General features: G+C 66.9%; 18 protein-coding genes and 1 pseudogene. 15 read left to right on the forward strand and 4 right to left on the reverse strand.

Annotated features, from left to right (window positions below):
* Positions 1-4: 4 nt before the first annotated feature.
* The 12 genes and pseudogenes from hisG (at position 5) to G4Q83_RS07635 (ending at position 12,284) form a co-directional block, all read left to right on the forward strand.
* Entirely contained in the window at positions 5-919 is a 915-nt protein-coding gene (gene hisG / locus G4Q83_RS07580) for an ATP phosphoribosyltransferase (protein ID WP_128420001.1), read from the forward strand.
* Positions 916-2,211, forward strand: a complete 1,296-nt coding sequence (gene hisD / locus G4Q83_RS07585) for a histidinol dehydrogenase (RefSeq protein WP_128420002.1) — start codon at positions 916-918, stop codon at positions 2,209-2,211. Before hisG ends, hisD begins: the two co-directional genes overlap by 4 nt.
* A complete protein-coding gene (hisC, locus tag G4Q83_RS07590) occupies positions 2,208-3,317 on the forward strand; it encodes a histidinol-phosphate transaminase (protein ID WP_128420003.1) in 1,110 nt (369 codons plus the stop codon). The genes hisD and hisC overlap by 4 nt, the downstream gene beginning before the upstream one ends.
* The gene (hisB, locus tag G4Q83_RS07595) at positions 3,314-4,387 is read left to right on the forward strand and encodes a bifunctional histidinol-phosphatase/imidazoleglycerol-phosphate dehydratase HisB (protein WP_128420004.1); all 1,074 of its coding nucleotides are present in this window, start codon (positions 3,314-3,316) and stop codon (positions 4,385-4,387) included. The genes hisC and hisB overlap by 4 nt, the downstream gene beginning before the upstream one ends.
* 43 nt (positions 4,388-4,430) lie before the next feature.
* Positions 4,431-5,033: an imidazole glycerol phosphate synthase subunit HisH gene (hisH, locus tag G4Q83_RS07600; protein ID WP_128420005.1), complete on the forward strand. Its 603-nt coding sequence runs from the start codon at positions 4,431-4,433 to the stop codon at positions 5,031-5,033.
* Positions 5,030-5,764, forward strand: a complete 735-nt coding sequence (gene hisA / locus G4Q83_RS07605) for a 1-(5-phosphoribosyl)-5-[(5-phosphoribosylamino)methylideneamino]imidazole-4-carboxamide isomerase (protein WP_128420006.1) — start codon at positions 5,030-5,032, stop codon at positions 5,762-5,764. The genes hisH and hisA overlap by 4 nt, the downstream gene beginning before the upstream one ends.
* Positions 5,758-6,534 carry an imidazole glycerol phosphate synthase subunit HisF gene (gene hisF / locus G4Q83_RS07610; protein ID WP_128420007.1) on the forward strand — a complete coding sequence of 259 codons (777 nt, stop codon included), beginning with the start codon at positions 5,758-5,760 and terminating at the stop codon, positions 6,532-6,534. The genes hisA and hisF overlap by 7 nt, the downstream gene beginning before the upstream one ends.
* Entirely contained in the window at positions 6,524-7,153 is a 630-nt protein-coding gene (hisIE, locus tag G4Q83_RS07615) for a bifunctional phosphoribosyl-AMP cyclohydrolase/phosphoribosyl-ATP diphosphatase HisIE (protein WP_128420008.1), read from the forward strand. Before hisF ends, hisIE begins: the two co-directional genes overlap by 11 nt.
* A gap of 76 nt (positions 7,154-7,229) precedes the next feature.
* Positions 7,230-8,816 carry a calcineurin-like phosphoesterase C-terminal domain-containing protein gene (locus G4Q83_RS07620; RefSeq protein ID WP_128420009.1) on the forward strand — a complete coding sequence of 529 codons (1,587 nt, stop codon included), beginning with the start codon at positions 7,230-7,232 and terminating at the stop codon, positions 8,814-8,816.
* A 140-nt stretch (positions 8,817-8,956) separates the two neighbouring features.
* Positions 8,957-10,107, forward strand: a pseudogene (locus G4Q83_RS07625) (IS3 family transposase).
* Between the two features lie 145 nt (positions 10,108-10,252).
* Positions 10,253-10,567, forward strand: a complete 315-nt coding sequence (locus G4Q83_RS07630) for a transposase (RefSeq protein WP_128421398.1) — start codon at positions 10,253-10,255, stop codon at positions 10,565-10,567.
* A gap of 61 nt (positions 10,568-10,628) precedes the next feature.
* Positions 10,629-12,284 carry an ABC transporter ATP-binding protein gene (locus G4Q83_RS07635; RefSeq protein ID WP_128421397.1) on the forward strand — a complete coding sequence of 552 codons (1,656 nt, stop codon included), beginning with the start codon at positions 10,629-10,631 and terminating at the stop codon, positions 12,282-12,284.
* A gap of 12 nt (positions 12,285-12,296) precedes the next feature.
* Here the strand turns inward: G4Q83_RS07635 and G4Q83_RS07640 are convergent, their stop codons facing one another.
* Positions 12,297-13,223, reverse strand: a complete 927-nt coding sequence (locus G4Q83_RS07640; RefSeq protein ID WP_128421396.1) for a ParB N-terminal domain-containing protein — start codon at positions 13,221-13,223, stop codon at positions 12,297-12,299.
* A gap of 239 nt (positions 13,224-13,462) precedes the next feature.
* Here G4Q83_RS07640 and G4Q83_RS07645 point away from each other — a divergent pair, with 239 nt between their 5' ends.
* Genes G4Q83_RS07645 through G4Q83_RS07655 form a run of 3 tightly spaced genes read left to right on the forward strand, consistent with a single transcriptional unit; the run spans position 13,463 to position 16,279 of the window.
* Complete coding sequence (locus G4Q83_RS07645) at positions 13,463-13,633, forward strand: hypothetical protein (RefSeq protein WP_170069199.1); 171 nt, start codon at positions 13,463-13,465, stop codon at positions 13,631-13,633.
* A gap of 11 nt (positions 13,634-13,644) precedes the next feature.
* Positions 13,645-14,415: a lasso peptide biosynthesis B2 protein gene (locus G4Q83_RS07650; protein ID WP_246432317.1), complete on the forward strand. Its 771-nt coding sequence runs from the start codon at positions 13,645-13,647 to the stop codon at positions 14,413-14,415.
* A gap of 13 nt (positions 14,416-14,428) precedes the next feature.
* On the forward strand, positions 14,429-16,279 hold the full coding sequence (locus tag G4Q83_RS07655) for an asparagine synthase-related protein (protein ID WP_128421395.1): 1,851 nt from the start codon (positions 14,429-14,431) through the stop codon (positions 16,277-16,279).
* On the opposite strand, the gene G4Q83_RS07660 is transcribed toward G4Q83_RS07655, so the two are convergent.
* The 3 genes from G4Q83_RS07660 to G4Q83_RS07670 are packed head-to-tail and all read right to left on the reverse strand — an operon-like array spanning position 16,276 to position 19,815.
* Entirely contained in the window at positions 16,276-16,968 is a 693-nt protein-coding gene (locus G4Q83_RS07660) for an ABC transporter ATP-binding protein (protein ID WP_246432318.1), read from the reverse strand. The genes G4Q83_RS07655 and G4Q83_RS07660 overlap by 4 nt on opposite strands.
* A gap of 28 nt (positions 16,969-16,996) precedes the next feature.
* A complete protein-coding gene (locus G4Q83_RS07665; protein WP_128421393.1) occupies positions 16,997-18,355 on the reverse strand; it encodes a DUF3526 domain-containing protein in 1,359 nt (452 codons plus the stop codon).
* The gene (locus G4Q83_RS07670; RefSeq protein WP_128421392.1) at positions 18,352-19,815 is read right to left on the reverse strand and encodes a DUF3526 domain-containing protein; all 1,464 of its coding nucleotides are present in this window, start codon (positions 19,813-19,815) and stop codon (positions 18,352-18,354) included. Before G4Q83_RS07670 ends, G4Q83_RS07665 begins: the two co-directional genes overlap by 4 nt.
* Between the last annotated feature and the right edge of the window lie 19 nt (positions 19,816-19,834).

Here is a 19,834-nt window from a genome sequence, read left to right on the forward strand (position 1 = left end):
CCTGATGAGTGCTTCCCTGGCAGCGCCGGCGCGTGACCGGCTGCGTATCGCGATCCAGAAGAGCGGCCGCCTGGCCGAGCCGGCCCGCGCGGTGCTGGCCGCCTGCGGGCTGAGCTGGCGCGAGAGCCGCGACAAGTTGTTCTGCTACGGCGAGTCGCTGCCGGTGGACCTGTTGCTGGTGCGCGACGACGACATCCCCGGGCTGATCGCCGACGGCGTCTGCGATTTCGGCATCGTCGGCCGCAACGAGCTGGAAGAGCAGGCCGGCGAACGCCGCCGCAATGGCATGCCGGAGGCCTACCGCGCGCTGCGCGAGCTCAACTTCGGCCAGTGCCGGCTGATGCTGGCGGTGCCCGACAGCTGGGAGTGGACCGGCGCGGAGCAGTTGCAGGGCAAGCGCATCGCCACCAGCTATCCGGCGGTGCTGGCCGACTGGCTGCAGGCGCGCGGCATCGACGCGCAGGTGGTGGAGCTGTCCGGCTCGGTGGAGATCGCGCCGCGCCTGGGCACCGCCGACCTGATCTGCGACCTGGTCTCCAGCGGCGCCACCCTGGCCGCCAACCAGCTCAAGCCGGTGGAGACGCTGCTGGAAAGCGAGGCGGTGCTGGCCGGGCCGGTGCGCGAGCCGGGCGACGCCCGCGCCGGGCTGGCGGCGATGCTGCTGCGTCGGCTCGACGGCGTGCTCAAGCTGCGCGACAGCAAGCTGCTGATGTTCCGCGCCTCGCGCGACCACGTCGCCGAACTGACCCGGCTGCTGCCCGATGCCGACCCGCTGGTGCAACTGCCCGGCGACGGCGACGGTCCGTTGCAGCTGCAGACCATGTGCCACGGGGCGATCACCTGGCAGCGCATGGAGGAACTGGAGCGCGCCGGCGCGCAGAGCTTGATGGTGTTGACGGTGGAGCGCTCGTTGGCATGAACCGACTGGACTGGAATTCGCTCGACGCGCAAGCGCGCACGCAGGCCTTGACCCGGCCGGCGCAGACCGTCGCCGCACAGACCCGCGCCGCGGTGGCGCAGCTGCTGGACGACGTGCGCGGCCGCGGCGATGCGGCATTGCGCGAGATCACCGCGCGTTTCGACGGCGTGGTGCTGCAGAGTTTCGAAGTCACCGCAGACGAGTTCGCCGCCGCCGAAGCCGCGGTGCCGGCGCTGCTGCGCGAGGCGATGGCGCAGGCCGCGGCGCGGATCGAGAGCTTCCACCGCGCCGGCATGACCCAGCCGTATGCGGTGGAAACCGCGCCGGGCGTGGTCTGCGAGCGGGTGGTGCGGCCGATCGGCCGGGTCGGCCTGTACGTGCCGGCCGGCAGCGCGCCGCTGCCGTCCACCGCGCTGATGCTGTGCGTGCCGGCGGCGCTGGCCGGCTGCCGCGAGGTGGTGCTGTGCACGCCGCCGCGCGCCGACGGTTCAGCCGATCCGGCGGTGCTGGTCGCCGCCAGGCTGACCGGCGTGGATCGCGTGTTCAAGCTCGGCGGCGCGCAGGCGATCGCGGCGATGGGCTTCGGCACCGAGTCGCTGCCCTCGTGCGACAAGCTGTTCGGGCCGGGCAACGGCTACGTGACCGAAGCCAAGCAGCAGGTGGCGCAGGCCGGCGCGGCGGCGATCGACATGCCGGCCGGCCCGTCGGAGGTGCTGGTGATCGCCGATGTCGGCGCCGATGCCGCCTTCGTCGCCGCCGACCTGCTGTCGCAGGCCGAACACGGCCCGGATTCGCAGGTGCTGCTGCTGTCCGACAGCGCCGACCTGATCGACGCAGTCGAGGACGAGATCGAGCGTCAGCTGGCGACGCTGCCGCGTGCGGCGATCGCACGCCAGGCCCTGGCCGCGTCGCGGCTGATCCAGGTCGGCGCGCTCGAGGACGCCTTCGCGATCAGCAACCGCTACGCGCCCGAGCACCTGATCCTGGCGTTGCGCGAACCGCGCGCCTGGCTGGAGCGGGTCGAGGCCGCCGGCTCGGTGTTCCTCGGCGATTTCACCCCCGAAGCGCTGGGCGACTATTGCAGCGGCACCAACCACGTGCTGCCGACCAACGGCGCGGCGCGCGCCTACAGCGGGGTCAGCGTCGCCAGCTTCCAGAATTTCGTCAGCGTGCAGGCGGCCAGCCGTGCCGGCATCGCCGCGATCGGCGCCTGCGCGGTGACCCTGGCGCGCGCCGAGGGCCTGGACGCGCACGCCAATGCGGTGGCGCTGCGCATGGAGAAGGCGGCATGAGCGCGCCGTTCGAGACGCAGGCGCCGGGATCGATACTGGCATTGGTGCGGCACGATCTGCGCGATTTCGCCGGGTATTCGTCGGCGCGCAGCAGCGCGCTGCAGGGCGAGGTCTGGCTCAACGCCAACGAATCGGCCTGGGCCAATCCCGCCGACCGCGACGCCGGCAACCGCCGCTATCCGGACCCGCAGCCGCCGGCATTGCGGGCCGCCCTGGCGTCGCTGTACGCCTGCGCGCCGGAACAACTGCTGCTCGGCCGCGGCAGCGACGAGGCCATCGACCTGCTGCTGCGCGCGCTGTGCGAGCCGGGCCGCGACGCGATCGTGATCACCCCGCCGGTGTTCGGCATGTACGCGGTGTGCGCGCGGCTGCAGAATGCGCGCATCGTCGAGGTGCCGTTGCGCGAGGACGCGGCCGGCCTGGTCACCGACGTCGATGCGGTGGTGGAGGCGGCGCTGAGCCAGATGGCCAAGCTGGTGTTCCTGTGCGCGCCGGGCAATCCCAGCGGCGCGGCGATCGCGCTGGCCGACATCGAACGTGCCGCCGAGCGCCTGCAGGGGCGCGCCCTGCTGGTGGTCGACGAGGCCTATGGCGAATTCTCCGACGTGCCCTCGGCGACCGCGCTGCTGGCGCGCCACGCCAATTTGGCGGTGCTGCGCACGCTGTCCAAGGCGCATGCGCTGGCCGCGGCGCGGATCGGTTGCGTGATCGCCGATCCAGCGCTGATCGCGGTGCTGCGCCGCTGCCAGGCGCCGTATCCGATCCCGGCGCCGTGCACGCAGCTGGCGCTGGCCGCGCTGCAACCCGAGCCGCTGCGCCAGACCGCGGCGCGCGTGGCCGAGATCGGCCGCGAGCGCGAGCGCATGCACGCCGCGCTGGCCGCGCTGCCCGGCGTGCGCCGGGTGTATCCCTCGCAGGGCAACTTCCTGCTGGTGCGCTTCGACGATGCCGACGCCGCGTTCCGCGCCTTGCTCGGCGCCGGCGTGGTGGTGCGCGACCAGCGTGCCGCACCGACCCTGGGCGATGCGCTGCGCATCACCGTCGGCACCCCGGAACAGAACCAGCGCGTGCTCGGCGCGCTGCAGGCGGGGAGGGCGGCGGCATGACCCCGATCCTGTTCGTCGACCGCGACGGCACCTTGATCGAGGAGCCGGCCGATTTCCAGATCGACGCCTACGAGAAGCTGCGCTTCGTGCAAGGGGTGATCCCGGCGATGCTGAAGCTGCGTGATGCCGGCTACCAGTTCGTGATCGTCACCAACCAGGACGGCCTGGGCGGCGAGGCCTATCCGCAGGCCGCGTTCGACGGCCCCAACGACCTGATGCTGCAGATCTTCGCCAGCCAGGGCATCGCGTTCCGCGAGGTGCTGGTCGACCGCAGCTGGCCGGCCGACAACGCGCCCACGCGCAAGCCGGGCATCGGCCTGATGCTGCCATACCTGCAGGACCGCAGCATCGACTGGGCGCGTTCGGCGATGGTCGGCGACCGCCTCACCGACATCCAGTTCGCCGACAACCTGCGCATCCGCGGCTTCCAGCTGAAGACCGAGCAGTTCGGCGGCGACTGGGACTGGGCCGGCATCGCCCACGCACTGGCCGATGCGCCGCGCCGCGCCGCCGTGCAGCGCGACACCAAGGAAACCCGGATCTCGGTCGAGATCGACCTGGACCTGGCGCGCGACCCGCACTGCGCCACCGGCCTGCCGTTCTTCGACCACATGCTCGAGCAGATCGGCAAGCACGGCGGCTTCGCGCTGGACGTGCGCGCCGCCGGCGACCTGCACATCGACGAGCACCACACCATCGAGGACACCGGCCTGGCGCTGGGCCAGGCCCTGCGCCAGGCGCTGGGCGACAAGCGCGGCATCGGCCGCTACGGCTTCACCCTGCCGATGGACGAGACCCTGGCCAGCGCCGCGCTGGATTTCAGCGGGCGCCCGTACTTCGTGTTCGAGGGCGAGTTCCGGCGCGAGCGCGTCGGCGACATGCCGACTGAACTAGTCCCGCACTTCTTCCGCTCGCTGTGCGATGCCGCCGGCCTGAACCTGCACCTGCGCGTGCACGGCGACAACGACCACCACAAGGTCGAGGCCTGCTTCAAGGCGCTGGCGCGAGCCCTGCGCCAGGCCGTGCGCCGCGACGGCGCCGCGCTGCCTTCGACCAAGGGCGTGTTGTGAAGGGGCGTGCCGTGATGCGTGCCGCTCGCGAAGGGGGGCTGCGATGAGCGACGTCGCCCTGATCGATGCCGGCGGCGCCAATCTCGGCTCGGTGCGCTACGCGCTCGAGCGCCTCGGCGTGGAAGCCCGGCTGGTGCGCGACGCGGCCGGACTGCAGGGCGCGGACCGGGTGATCCTGCCCGGGGTCGGCGCCGCGCCGCATGCGATGGCGCGCTTGCGCGAGCAAGGCCTGATCGCGCCGCTGCGCGCGCTGCAGGCGCCGCTGATCGGCATCTGCCTGGGCATGCAGCTGCTGTTCGAGCATTCGGAAGAAGGCGATGTCGATTGCCTGGGCCTGCTCGGCGGCGTGGTCCGGCACATGCCGCCGGCGCTGGGCATCCGCATTCCGCACATGGGCTGGAACCGGCTGCTGCCGATGCGTCCGTCGCCGCTGCTGGACGGCCTGCCGGAGCACGCCAGCGCCTATTTCGTGCACGGCTACGCCGCACCGGTCACCGCCGACACCGTGGCCGCCTGCGACCACGGCGGCCTGTTCACCGCCGTGGTGGAGCGCGGCCGCCGCTGCGGCGCGCAGTTCCATCCCGAGCGCTCGGCGAGCACCGGCGCGCATATCCTGCGCAACTTCCTCGAGACCGATTTCCCATGAGCTTCATCGTCTATCCCGCGCTGGACATCCGCGACGGCCGCGTGGTGCGGCTGGCGCAAGGCGACTACGCCCGCGAAACCCACTACGGCGACGATCCGGTGCCGCGCGCGCAGGCCTTCGCCGATGCCGGCGCGCGCTGGATGCACCTGGTCGACCTGGATGCGGCGCGCGCCGGCGGCTACACCCTGGCGCCGCTGCTGAGCCGGATCGGCGCGCAGACCGGGTTGCAGGTGCAGACCGGCGGCGGCGTGCGTTCGCGCGCCGACGTGCAACGCATGCTCGACGCCGGCGCGGCGCGGGTGGTGATCGGCTCGCTGGCGGTGCGCGACCGCGAGTCGGTGCTGGAATGGCTGGCCGAGTTCGGCGCCGAGCGCATCACCGTGGCCCTGGACACGCGCCAGGACGCGCAGGGCGTCTGGCGGCTGCCGGTCCTGGGCTGGACCGAGACCTCCTCGCTGACCCTGGAAGCGCTGGCGGTCGAATATGCCGCGGCCGGGCTGGAACACCTGCTGTGCACCGACATCGCCCGCGACGGCATGCTGTCCGGGCCGAACCTGGCCTTGTACGCCTACCTGCGCGAGATCGCGCCGGGTCTGGACGTGCAGGCCTCCGGCGGCATCCGCGACGCCGCCGACGTGCGCGCCGCGCGCGAGGTCGGCTGCGCCGGCGCGGTGCTCGGCAAGTCGCTGTTGGAAGGCCGGCTGCGCCTGGACGAGGCGCTGGCATGCTGAGCCGGCGCATCATCCCGTGCCTGGACGTACGTGACGGACGCGTGGTCAAGGGAGTCAAGTTCCGCGACCACGTCGACATGGGCGACATCGTCGAACTGGCGCTGCGCTACCGCGACCAGGGCGCCGACGAACTGGTGTTCTACGACATCGGCGCCAGCCCGGAAGGGCGCTCGGTGGACTACGCCTGGGTCGCGCGCGCGGCGCGGCTGATCGACATCCCGTTCTGCGTGGCCGGCGGCATCCGCGACGTGGCCACCGCGCGCGCGGTGCTGCACGCCGGCGCCGACAAGATCTCGATCAACTCGCCGGCGCTGGAGCGGCCGGCGCTGATCGCCGAGCTGGCCGAGGCCTTCGGCGTGCAGTGCGTGGTGGTCGGCATCGATTCGATCCGCGAGGACGACGGCCAATGGCGCGTGCGCAGCCTCACCGGCGACCCGAGCAAGACCCAGGCGCTGCGCGTGCGCACCGTCGATTGGGTGGTGGAGGCGCAGCAGCTGGGCGCCGGCGAGATCGTGCTGAACTGCATGGACCACGACGGCGTGCGCCGCGGCTACGACATCGCCCAACTGTTCGAGGTGCGCGCGCTGTGCAAGGTGCCGCTGGTCGCCTCCGGCGGCGCCGGGCAGATGCAGCATTTCGCCGACGTGTTCGAACAGGCCGACGTGGACGGCGCGCTGGCCGCCAGCGTGTTCCACAGCGGCGCGATTCCGATTCCCGACCTTAAGCGCTTCCTGCGCCAACGACAGATCGAGGTGCGCGATGGCGCATGAGCACGAAGCCGCCGTCGCGACCGCGACCGCAGATGCGGCACTGGACTGGAGCAAGGGCGACGGTCTGCTGCCGGTGGTGGTGCAGGACGCGGCCACGCTGCGCGTGCTGATGCTCGGCTACATGAACGCCGACGCGCTGGCCGCGACCCGCGCCAGCGGCAAGGTCACCTTCTACAGCCGCAGCAAGCAGCGCCTGTGGACCAAGGGCGAAAGCTCGGGCAACACCCTGGACCTGGTGTCGATCGAGACCGACTGCGACCGCGACACGCTGCTGGTCACCGCGCACCCGCACGGGCCGACCTGCCACCTGGGCCGCAGCAGTTGCTTCCCGCAGGCGCCGGGCCAGTTCCTGGGCGCGCTCGACCGGCTGGTCGCACAGCGCGAACGCGAGCGTCCGCCCGGCAGCTACACCACCCAGCTGTTCGAGAAGGGCACGCGGCGCATCGCGCAAAAGGTCGGCGAGGAAGGCGTGGAGACCGCATTGGCCGGCGTGGCGCAGGGCGATGCCGAGCTGCTCGGCGAATCGGCCGACCTGCTGTACCACCTGACCGTGCTGCTGCGCGCGCGCGGCCTGGCCCTGGCCGACGCGGTCGCGGCGCTGGAAGCGCGGCACCAGTAGGCGCGGGCGACGGCGGTCATCGCCGTGCCGCGGTGGATGGCTACAATCGCGGTTCCCCGATTGCAGGACCTCACGCATGTCGCTGCGCGCCGTAGTGCTTCTGTGCCTGTTGACCGCCGCCGCGCCCGCGTTGGCGCAGACGGCGACGATCAGCGGCAGCGTCTACCAGGAGCGCGACGGCCAGGCGGGCCGCGGCAGCGGCGAGCGCGGCCTCGCCGGCGTGCAGGTGTCCGATGGCGTGCACATCGTGCGCACCGATGCGCAGGGCCGCTACCGGCTGCAGGTGGAGCCGGGGCGCACGGTGTTCGTGATCAAGCCCGACGGCTACGCCTTCGCCAGCGCCGGCAACGGCTTGCCGGCCTACTGGCGGCACTATGCGCCGGCCGGATCGCCCGCGCTCAAGTATCCGGGCATCGCGCCGACCGGCGGCGCCACCGACGGCTGGGATTTCGCGTTGCGCGCGCAACCGGCAACGGCCAGCACCGAGGTGCTGGTGTTCGCCGACACGCAGACGGCCTCGATGACCGACGTCGGCTACTACGCGCGCACCATCGTCGCGCCGCTGCGCGGCAAGACCCGCGCGCGCCTGGGCACCACCCTGGGCGACGTGGTCAGCGACGACCTGTCGCTGTATCCGGCGCTGAACGCCGAAACCACCAAGCTCGGCGTGCCGTGGTTCCATGTGCCCGGCAACCACGACCTGAACTTCGATGCGGCCGACGATGCCGGCTCGCTGTCCAGCTGGCGCGCGACCTACGGCCCGGACACCTACGCGGTGGAGGAGGGCGGCGCCAGCTTCGTGTTCCTCGACGACGTGGTCTACCAGCCGCAGCAGCAACCCAAGTACATCGGCGGCCTGCGCGAGGACCAGTTCGCGTTCCTGCAGGCCTACCTGGCGACGCTGCCGAAACAGCGGCTGCTGGTGCTGGGCATGCACATTCCGCTGTTCGACGCCGCGCCGGGCAAGGAGACCTTCCGCCATGCCGACCGCGCGCGCCTGTTGGCGCTGCTGCAGGCGTTTCCGCACGTGCTGGTGCTCAGCGGCCACAGCCATACCCAGCGTCACTACTATCACGGCGCCGACGACGGCTGGCATGGCGCGCAGCCGCTGCACGAATACAACGTGGGCGCGGCCTGCGGCGCGTTCTGGTCCGGCGCCAAGGATGCCGACGGCATTCCCGCGGCGACGATGGCCGACGGCACCCCGAACGGCTACGCGCTGCTGATGGTGCAGCGCGACGGCCGCTACGCGCTGGCCTATCACGCCGCGCGCGCCGCCGACGATGCGCAGATGACCCTGCATGCACCGAAGGTGCTGCGCCGCGGCGCCTATCCGGCCTGGGCGGTGTACGCGAACGTGTTCATGGGGCAGGACGACAGCCGCGTCGAGTACCGCATCGACGATGGCGCATGGAAGCCGATGGTGCGCGTGCAGCAGCCCGATCCGGACCTGCTCGCCGAGAACGCCCGCGACGATGCGGCCGAGGCGCTGCGCGGCTACGACCGCTCGCCGGAAGCGATCCCGTCGCCGCACCTGTGGCGCGGCGCCTTGCCGACCGACCTGGGCGCCGGCGCGCACCGCATCGAGGTGCGCACCTTCGACCGCTGGCGCGGCGAGCAGCGCGCCGGCACCGGCTATCGCCTGCAGGAGGCGATGCCCTAACAGGTTGCTGAAATACTGTGAAATACTGGTCCACAGCCCTCGAAAGTCAATGACTTGCCATGCAAGTCATTGACCTTTGGACCGGCCAGCCTTTCGTAGACATCCGGACGCCATAATTGATGGCAATGACCGAGGTGTTTATGGGCAACAGCAAGCAGTACACGGATGAGTTCCGGGCCGAGGCGGTGAAGCAGGTGATCGAACGCGGCTTCACGGTGGTGGATGTGGCCTCCCGAATCGGGATTCCCAAGCACACGCTATACGGGTGGGTGCAGGCCGCCAGGAAGATGGCGCCGGCAGCCGGCGCTGCAGCGGCGTCGACCGACTCAGCGGAGATTCGCCGGCTCAAGGCCGAACTGAGGCGGGTAACCGAGGAGCGCGACATCCTAGAAAAAGCCGCCGCGTACTTTGCCAAGGGGTAAGGGCGAAGTACGCGTTCATGCGTGCGCACGTCCGGGAGTTTCGTCTGGCGACGATGTGCCGGGTGCTGGGCGTGCATCGCAGTGGTTACTAGGCCTGGCTGCGCAACGGCACCAGCGTCCGCGAACGCGAGGACCAGCGCTTGCTGGGCCTGATCAAGCACCACTGGCTGGCCAGCGGCGCGGTGTACGGCTATCGCAAGCTCACCCTGGATCTGCGTGAGGCCGGCGAGCGTTGCAGCCGTCACCGGGTGCGGCGCTTGATGAAGGCCGAAGGCTTGCGAGCGCAGGTTGGCTACGGCAGCAAGCCGCGTTAGCGGGGAGGTCCGGTCGGCGTGGTGGCGAATGTGCTCAACCGGGACTTCATTCCGCAGGCCCCGAACAAGGTCTGGGTCACGGACATCACCTATCTCCGCACCTACGAGGGCTGGCTGTTCTTGGCAGCGGTAATGGAGCTGTATTGGCGCCAGATCGTGGGTTGGGCAACCGCTTCGACAATGACCAGCGATCTGGTGCTGCAGGCACTGGTGGCAGCGGCGTGGCGGCGCAAGCCCGGTCCTGGCGTGATGGTGCACTCCGACCAGGGCTGGCAGTTCACCAGCAGCGATTGGCAGTCGTTCCTGAAGGCGCACCGGATGGTGCCGAGCATGAGCCGACGCGGGAACTGCCATGACAACGCCGTGGCCGAGAGCTTCTTCAGCGTCTTGAAGAAGGAACGTATCAAGCGTCGGATCTACCCGACACGCGCCATGGCGGCATCGGACGTGTTCGACTATATCGAGATGTTCTACAACCCGATCCGCCGGCATGGTTCCGCTGGCGGCGTGTCACCGGTAGAGTTTGAAAGGCGCTACGCGCAGAGCGGCGACTGAGTGTCTACGGAAATCTGGCCGGTCCACAGGCCGTTGCCAATACACTCAACTCCAGGCCTCGAAAAACGCTTGGTTGGAAGACACCGGCCGAAGCACTGGACGCGTATCTGAAATCTGTTCAACAATCTGGTGTTGCGACGACCGGTTGAATCTGCTCAACCCGTCCGACGAGGCGTTGGAGCACCAGGTGCTGGCCTCTCGCAGCGTCCAACGCTTCCTGGAGATAGGACACCGCCGCAAGGCGCCGGACCCCAAGACGATCTCGATGTGGCATAAGACGGTTCAAGAAAAAGGAACTGATCGGCGACATTCGCGCGGCGGTGAGCGGCCTACTGCCGCGGGCCGGGTTCATTCCCTGGGCGGACAGATCCTTGACGTATGCACCGTCAGCGCGCCGATCCAACGCAACGCGCGCGAGGAGGATGCCCGGCTCAAGCAGAGCGAGGTTCCGGAAGGCTAGCGAAATTGCGTGTAGTTTGCCGTCATACTATCCCACTCGCACAGGTACTGGCCTGCCGCCGATGACCAAGACTACGGCCCTGCCGATACCCGAGGTCCTTGCCGCCTACTGGAGGTCTGATCGCTGGGCTTTGATTCTGGTCGTCGCCGTCGTGCTGTTGTCCAGCATGACGACGGTCGGTGCGCCTTATCTGTTCTCACGCTTGATCGATCGGCTCCCGCAGGAAGGTGTCCCGGCGCTGGCCTGGGCGTTTGTGTTCTACGCGGCGTTACTCGGCCTTGGTTCTGCGCTGCAATACATGGTGCAGTACTTGTCCTTCATGAGTTCGGAGAACCTTGGCTTCATCATCAGCACCCGCTACTTTGCCCGCATCCTGAAGAAAACTGCCGGCTTCTTCTTCGAGCACAATCCGGCGGAAATCCAGTCGGCAGGCGAGAAGGGACGCAGCGGACTGAAGACTCTGGTGCAATTGGGCCTAGTCGCGTTCATTCCCGGCATATTGCAAATCCTGCTGACGCTGGTCACGCTCGGTGCGCTGATCGACCTCCAAGTGGTGGCGATCGTGGTGGTCTATGGCGTCGTTGCCGTCAGCCTTTCGACGATCGCCACCCGGCGTGCGCGAGCCAATCTTGAGGCGGCCGTCGAGGCCGGCCAGGAGAACGCCCGCTTCGTCGGCAATGCCATGAACGCAATGGAGACCCTGCGCCAGTTCGGCAGTCATGCATGGATGAGCCGGCGGTTCGAGCAGAAGGCGCAGGAGGTGCGGGACAACTGGCGTGCCTACGTCCTACGGCGCGTCGGCTACATGGCCTTGCTGGGCCTGTGCCTAGCGATCCAGTTCGGCGTCACCTTCATGCTCCTGCTGCCGCGCTACCAGAGCGGTGTTCTGAGCGTGGGCGATATCGTCCTGTTCAACATCCTGCTGCTCCAGCTCAACATGCCCTTCGAGATGATCGCCCGTTCCATCGACGATGTCGCCCGCTCGTGGGCCATGCTCACCCCGCTGGCGACCTTGTGGGCAGCGCCGGAGGAACGGCAGGTATCGAATGCGACGAGTTTTGCGCTAGGCAGCGGCCGGATCGTCTTCGAGAACGTCGGCTATACCTATGACAATGGCCGTGGCGTATCGGGCGTGTCGTTCCATGCCGAGCGGGGCGGTATCACTTTTCTGATGGGAGAGACCGGAGCGGGGAAGTCGACAGTGTTCAAGTTGGCACTGAAATCGATCGAGCCCGACACCGGCCGCATCCTCGTCGATGGTGTGGACCTCACCGGCATCGACCGTGCCGATTGGTACGCGACGGTCGCTGTCGTTCCTCAGGATGTTGTCCTGCTCAACGAGTGCCTGGCCGACAACATCCTGCTCGGCCGCCCACGCGACGACGCCCGCCTGCGCCACGCCGCGCGGAAGGCGGCAATACTGCCGTTCATCGACGGCCTGCCGCAAGGTTTCGAGACCACGGTGGGCGAGCGCGGCCTGAAGCTCTCCGGTGGCGAGCGCCAGCGGATCGCCATCGCCCGTGCGCTCTACGGCGATCCTGCGATTGTCTTCCTGGACGAGGCGAGCTCGGCACTCGATGACTCGACCGAGCGTGAAATCATGACCCACATCCGCGCGCTCGCAGACGATGTGACTGTGCTGGCCATTACCCATCGGCGGACAGTAATCGCCTATGCGGATCGGCTGATACATCTCGGCAGCGACCGAATCGCCTGAGCGACAAAGCCACTACAGTGCAGGTACTGTGATCCTCTGCAAGTCCAGCTTGGCTCTGAGGGCATAATGCTTGCGGACGACAGGCACGATCCGCGTCAGGCGAGAGTCGGTGTAGTCCTTGAACAACGGCGGCCTTGGCGCGCGCAGATAGAACTGTCGATCCTGTTTGACGGCCGCAGGCAAAAGGAAATCGGATGTATCCTCGTTGGAGGCATCCGTCAGCAGGCATGGGACGTAACGGAGCCCAAGCTCACGCAACGCATATGCGCGGTGTGACCCGTTTGTCAGGATGATCCGCTTGCCAAACCGCGTGGCGCTGATCACGTTGTCGCTGAATCCAAGATAGATCACGATCGCATGACTTGCCGAGCCGAACGGCTCGTAGTTCGCAATGGCCGTTGGCTCGACGGTCGTGACGTCCAGAAAGCGCAGGTCGTTGGATTCCGACGCGAAAGTATATTCGCCATCGGACTGCGTGAAACGCACCTCGGGATGGGAATGCGCTCCGTTGCAGGCGGCAAGATCCATGACGTCCTGCGCGCTCGGAGCGGGCGGCAAAGAGGCCTTGAGCTGGTCGGCATGGCGCAGGTTGATGGATTCCTGAAAAACGATCAGGCGATCGATTTCCACCATGCACCATGACCGTGGCACCAGGGAAGTCAAACGGTGCATCGAGGGTTGCCGCAGGACGTGGTCGGCCAAAGCCTTCATGTCTTCCGGCAGCGCTTGCACACCGACATCGTCGGCGTGACCAGCTTCCTCGTCGATGAGGCGAAGCGCCACGGCTCTCGCCTCTCGCCATTCGTGCATCAACATGGCTTCGTCCAGGCTGCGCGGTGGGCATCGCTCGCGGACAAAGCGAATCAATCTCGGCAACGGAAGCAGCCCTCTCAGGATTGCGGTCGGATCAATTCCATCGTTGCTGATATTGGCACTCATGCTTCTACGCTCCGTCTGATATTCGGCTCATCGCGGATGGTGGCTCGAGACCCATGCTGTGCGTCGATCATCGCGGCACCCGACAGGTCTGCATCCGGTTGGGATACCCGATAAAATGTTACACAATAACATCAATATGCGACGCCAGCAACGCGTCGACAGGGGGGGCTCTGGTCAGTAGATTCGAAGCGTGCCCAGTGCAATTTCCGGGTACGTCCACTGACCAAAAGGAGATGTTCATGAACGAGTTGATTGAGCTGGGCATGGTGGCTGGGGAATCCAGTGCGCACGATCAGGCTGGCCTGGATGGCAGCGATCTGGTCGAGCTGGGTTCGGTGGTTTCGGAGACCAAGGCACATAACCACGGAACCTTCTTGGAGGCGTCCTTCATCGCGACCACGTCGCCGTAACGCACGTCATTGTGAAAGTGCCGGCGGTGCATGCTCAGCATGCACCGCCCTCGGTTCTCCACGGGAAGAACAACGGCGAGATGGAATCGATGGCGCCTCCCTATTTCCTGTCCAGGCAGGCCTACGTATGCGTGGCCAATGATGTCGTCTTCATACTGGACCTGACGACAGGCAAATATTTGTCGCTCGACAAGGGTAAGGCCGCGGGCCTCGGTGCCTCCATCATGGGCTGGCCGGTAGAGTCCGACGGTCGAGCCGCCCCGACGGTGCTTCGGTCATTGATTGATCGCGGTCTGGTCACCAACGACCCCGATTCAGGGAAGTCTGCTACTCCTTCCGCGATTGAACTCCCGACGCATTGGATACGGGAGAGCGAACCACGGGGGTGCCCCGATATCGGGGTTCGCGAATTGCGCAGATTCATGGCATCGGTGGCGTATGCAGCCTTGAGTAAGAAGTTCTCTCCATTAAAATACACGGTAGCGAGAACTCACGAAAGGAAGCAGGCCGTGCAAGGCTCGCAGGCCGATGTCGGGAAACTGGCATCGCTGGTGCGCGTATTCGACTGGCTCCGGCCGCTTGCGTTCAAGAAGACCAACGAGTGCTTCCTCTACTGCCTGGCGCTGAGCGAGTTCCTGTCGAAATACGGAATCTTCCCCTCCTGGGTATTTGCAGTTCGTGCAGATCCGTTCGTGGCGCACTGCTGGTTGCAGTACGACGATCAGGTGCTGACCGACATCCCCTTCAATTTGCGCCGGATGGTTCCCATCCTGGTGCTATGACAAAGTCCGGCCAATGTACCGATACATCGCCGTATTCTGGAATGGCCTGTCAAACTCGGCAGGAGAGCAAGCGAGCTATGTCGTCGAAAAAATAGAAACAGGAATTCCAGGAATTTCCTGTGCTCTACGGAGTATGGACGCTGCAATCTACTCTCAAAGCGACGATCAGGGATTCTTTGAGTGCAATCGGACGGGCGACCTCGTCGTTCTTGGCAAGGTGTTTACCAAGAACTTTGGCGCGGGGGATATGCCTGAACGCACCGTCCTCGGCGTTGCTTCTGCCCATGACGTCTGTAGCACTCAGGGCCGTGCTCTCGTGCAGCGGTACTGGGGGCGGTACGTGGCATTCGGTTATGACGAGCAGGCGCAGAGCTGGTTCGCCGTGCGCGACCCGACAGCGGAGATTCCGTGCTACGTAACGGTCGTGGACGGGTTGACAGTCGTCTTTTCCAACATGGAAGACTGCTTGCTGCTGGGCCTGAGGGAGTTCACCATCGACTGGTCGTATCTGGCCTATTCGCTATGGTTCCCGTTCCGGGATACGGTCCAGACAGGCTTCGAGGAAATCACGGCGATCGAGGCCGGAGAGGCGATCACGATCGAGAATGGGAAACCCGTAGCCCGGCAGTGTCACTGGGATGTCGCGATGGCCGCGGCCGAGGAGCCGATCACGGACCTGGATGAAGCCGTGCGTTTGGCGAAATCGACCCTGCTGGGCTGCATTGGCGCATTGGCAAGCCAGCATACGCACATCCAGCTGCAGTTGTCTGGTGGACTCGACTCTTCGATTGTCCTGGCGGGCTTGCTTCATGCGCCCTCAAAGCCCGATGTGCAGTGCATCCATCACTACGATTCCGGCATCGGAGCGGATGAGAGGGCGTTTGCAAGAATGGCGGTTTCGGGTGCCTGTCAGTCGTCGGGCCGGAGCTGCGAGTACATCGAGTACGAGCGAACACCGCACTGCTCACTAGAGGAAACTCTCTCGTTTCCGCGAACTGCCCGGCCTGCGCATTGTTCCGGTTACCTTCTCCACCGCCATGCCTGGCTAGGCAGCGCCTCGGGCGGCGAGTCGGTGCACTTCACCGGAATGGGAGGCGATGGCATCTTTCTTCGTTTCAAGGGGAACGCCGCTGCAATCGACTATGCGTGGCGTCATGGCATCGATCGTAAATTGTTGCGTGTCGCGTTCGAGACGGCTCAGTCTGGCGACTCGTTTTACGGCGTAATGAAGGATGCCATTTATCATGGCGTGTTCAAGAAGCCCCGCCGGATCAACGGGAGTTGGGGGAATCCATGCGAATGGGTGCGGGCTGGCGTTGCTCAGGATGCAGCTAGGCAGCCTGCCTGGATGCGGCATGCCCTCGCGCAGGGGCGCCGCGTATCTGCGCAAAAAATGAATCACATCGGCCGAATGATCTTCCCGGCCAGCATTCTGGACCCTTTCGAGGATGCCGGTCGCTGGCGTGTTGTTTCGCCGATCAGTGCGCAGCCGGTCGCCGAGTTGTTCGCTCGCATACCCATTTACTTGCTGATGGCCGGCGCGGAGGATCGGACGATCGCACGCCGTGCTTTTGCAGGTCTGCTTCCGGATGCCCTCCTGTCACGAAGGGTGAAGAGCTACCTGGATGATCATTCGGTCGCGGTCACTCAATACCACCGGGAGTTCATCCGAAGCATGCTTGTCGATGGGGTTCTGGCGAGACATGGGTTCATCGACAGCGCCTCCGCCGATGCCGGCATACGCCGCGTGAGCCCTGACAATTCGTCGCAGGTGCTCGGGATCTCCGGCCCGCAGCTGAATATCGAGGCGTGGCTCAGGCGCTGGTCGGGTGGCCTTGGCAGCCTTGAAGCTGCGGCCAGCTAGGGATGCCGGCTCATTTCCTCCAGGTAGAGGTTCTCCAGATCGTTCGCCGTGATTGTTGCGGCCTCCAGCGTCCTGCGCAGCCGGCCGCCTTGCATGAGGCCGATCGTGGTTGCGACCTCCCGCGCACGAAAGAGGTCGTGGGTTGCCATCAGGATCGCCGCGCCGCGGTCGCGCTGACGCACGAGCAGCTCATGGAATTCGGCCGAAGCCTCGGGATCCAGGCCCGAGGTGGGCTCGTCGAGCAGCAGGGCTTTGGCCTCCTTGACGATCGCAAGGGCGATCCCGACCTTCTGACGCATCCCCTTGGAGTAGTGGCCGACCCGTCGGCCGAAGGCGTCGGAGGCCAGGCCGGCCGCGTGCAAAGCCTCGCGCAAGCGGGCAGGTGAGCGGCCCGACACGCCGGCCAGCCGCGCGAAATAGTCGAGGTTCTCGTAGCCGGTCAGTTCGTCGTAGAGGGTGACCATCTCGGGGATGTAGAGCAGCCGACGCCGCACAGCCTGCGGTTCCAATTGAGCATCGAGACCATCCACCTCGGCGGAGCCGGATGTGGGCTTGAGGAAGCCAAGGAAGAGCTTGATGGTCGTCGACTTGCCGGCGCCATTGGCGCCCAGCAGGCAGTAGATTTCCCCAGGCTTCACTGTGAAGTCCAGGTTGTCGAGCGCCCGATGCGTGCCGTGGTCCTTGGTCAAGGCCTTTGCGGAAAGCATGTGAAGTCCCCTATGGCGTTGCGGCTCGGCCCCGAAGAGCCCAAGCGGCGATCAAGATGAGCAGGGTAGCCACGATCAATGCGGCGAAATCCGCCAGCACGCCGGCCTGGAAGGCGCCGCCTGTTTCGCGGAATTGGAAGCGCGGCAGATTGTCGTACTCGGCGAGGGTCTGGGGGCGGTCGCGATCCAGATAGCCTCGATACAGCAGCCGGCACTCCTGCCGGAACGCGATGACTTGGTCTTGGAAGGCAAGCGCACGATCGGCGTCCGAGCCGGCGATGCGGTCGAGTGCATCCTGTACGGCAACCGATGGCAGGAAGAATCGCACCTGATCGAGTAGGCGGCGCCGGGCATCCAATGCTTGCTTGTGGGCGGCGATCATCGGCGCCAGTTCAAGGTCGGGAGCGATGAGTTCCGCATACGTGTCCCGCACGTGATCCGGAATCCTGGGCGCTGGCGTGCGGACCGGCGCCGGCTTGGCTTCGCCATGAAGGCGCTGGCGTTCGGTGATCTCAGCCAGCCGCGCCTTCATGTCGGTGGCCAACCGCATCTCCGATGGAGGCGGGGCAAGCAGATCGACGGTCGCCAGGGTCAGCGACGGCGCCATGACCACGACCAACAGCCAGATCGCGCCGACAGCGATGGCCGCTTCGGTCGAGCGCTGGGCGAGGAGGCCGATGATCACCACCACCGCCAGCCAGAAACTTCCATAGGTCAGGATCGTCAGCGCCAGCGCCATCAGGCCGGCCGGGTCTCGCGCTCCGGCCCACGCCGCAGCGGCAACGATGATCGCGATCGATGGGAGTAGCACGATCGAGCCGCGGGCCAGCGCCTCGACGGCGATCAGCGATCCGGCTGCGACCGGCTGCGACAGCACCATCGCCGCGATGCCGCGTTCGCGCTCGCGCGACCACAGATCGTAGGTCACGGCAAGGATGACGAGCGGCAGCAGGAAGACGACGACGAAGGCCAGATCGAAGCGGCCGGCGGCGCGTGCGGTGGGGCTGCCGATATCCGCCCACACCCGTTTGAAAAGATGCGTGTAGTCGCCCAGCGCAACGACATCGGCGGTGAAAGGATACGCATCGGCCTGGCCGATCGACAGCGGCGCCATCGATCCGGGAGGCAGCACCGGCTGCGACCGTGGCAGCACCGCCGGCATGCTCCCGACGAACTTTCGGATGCGTGCGGCCATGGCCTGCTCCTCCGTTTTGAGCAGATCGATGGCCACCTCGCGTTGCTGGACCCAGTCGGTGCCATTCCACGCCGCGTAAGCGCTCAACCCCAGGAGCAGGAGTAGAAGGGCTGGCAGGGCGCGGTCTCGGAGGAGGCGACGGGCCTCATAGCCGGCAATGGCGAGACTGCTCATGCGTGCCGGCCCAGGCGCAAGGCCGAGACCACAGCTAGGCCGAGGGCAAGGACGGCCCAGGCCAGCAGGATCGCCAGGTTGGGAGCCTGCGCGGCCGCAACGTCGGCGAGGCGCTCCTGGCGCGGGGTATAGACGACCGAACGAGTGATGGTTGCGATATCGGCGAGGTATTTCTCGCCGGATGGCGGCTTGTGGGTTTTCACCTCGTGGTTCAGCGTCTGGATCAGCCGATAGCGATAGTCCTCGACGTCGCGCAGGTAGGCCAGGTGCGCGGCGAAGTCGGTGCCGGCGAAGGCGCGCGACCAGGGTTGCAGTGCGATGGTCGGGGAGAGGAGTGCGAACGCGCGTTGCATGGTCTCCTGCCGGCGGTAAGCGGTGTAGACGCGCTCGAAATGCCGGGTGTAGGTCTCCGTGGCGTTCTTCTCCCCGTATTCCAGGGCGACGCCGCGGAAGTCGACCGGCAGATCCGCGACATCATCGACGTTGTAGCGTGCCAACAGCTCGGCCTTGACAGCGTCCAGCCGCTTGTCGGCCGGGTCGTGGCCGCTGACGCCGTTCTCCGCTTCCTGGGTGACGGCCGCCCTGAATGCCGGGGCGGAGGGCGTCGGCTCCAGGGTCTCGGCCACGGCGGGAGCGACACGCGGTGCGAGTAGCGCGGCGACCACCCAGAAACCGAGCAGCACGACCAAGGACATCCGCGCCGAGGCGAACAAGCCCGAGACGGCGACGGTCAGGATGCAGAATACGAAAAGGTAGAGCGCGTAGGCGGAGCCGATGGCGGCGAGTCCTGCCACCTCGGCCACGCCCGCATCCTGCAGGAGGATTGCCGGAAGGCTCACGCCGATCATGGCGAGCGCGAGCAATCCGGCCGCCATCGCCAAGGCGATCAGCCTCCCGCCCACCAGGGCCATGGTCGAGGCCCCGGTGCCGAGTTCCTGGCGGAGCCGTTCCCGGGCGACTTCGCCGGACATCGTGGAGAAGCCGGCGAGAATGATCAGCAAGGGCACGACGACCTGCAGCGCCCAGGCCGCCGAGAATCCGCCGAAACGGCTCAAGGCCGCGCCCGCCTCGATCGGCCTGTGGCGGGCTGGGTTCTGCGCGTGGCCCTCGATGAACACCGACGAGCCGACGAAATTGGACACGCCGGGATCGAAAGCCGCCAGCCGCCTTACCGGTGCGGGTACGGCGCGGCCGACATGGGCGGCACTGTGAGGGTCGATCGTGCCCTGGCTGTCCCAGAGCATCGCTTCCTCCTCGGCGACAGCCTGGCGCTCCTGGGCCTGGGCAGACAGGCGGGCTGTGCTTGTGGCGACCGACGTCCCGGCAAGGAGCAGGACCGCGAGCGCGAGCCAGAGCAACCGCCGCTCGCGCCACATCAGCCGGAGTTGCGTTGCGGCTACGCCGAATGTCAGTGACAACGCCGACATCGCCGCAGTGTGGACGGGGAAGAGAACTGTCATTGGGATCATTCCGGTCGCC

Source organism: Xanthomonas theicola (assembly GCF_014236795.1).
Taxonomy (GTDB): domain Bacteria; phylum Pseudomonadota; class Gammaproteobacteria; order Xanthomonadales; family Xanthomonadaceae; genus Xanthomonas_A; species Xanthomonas_A theicola.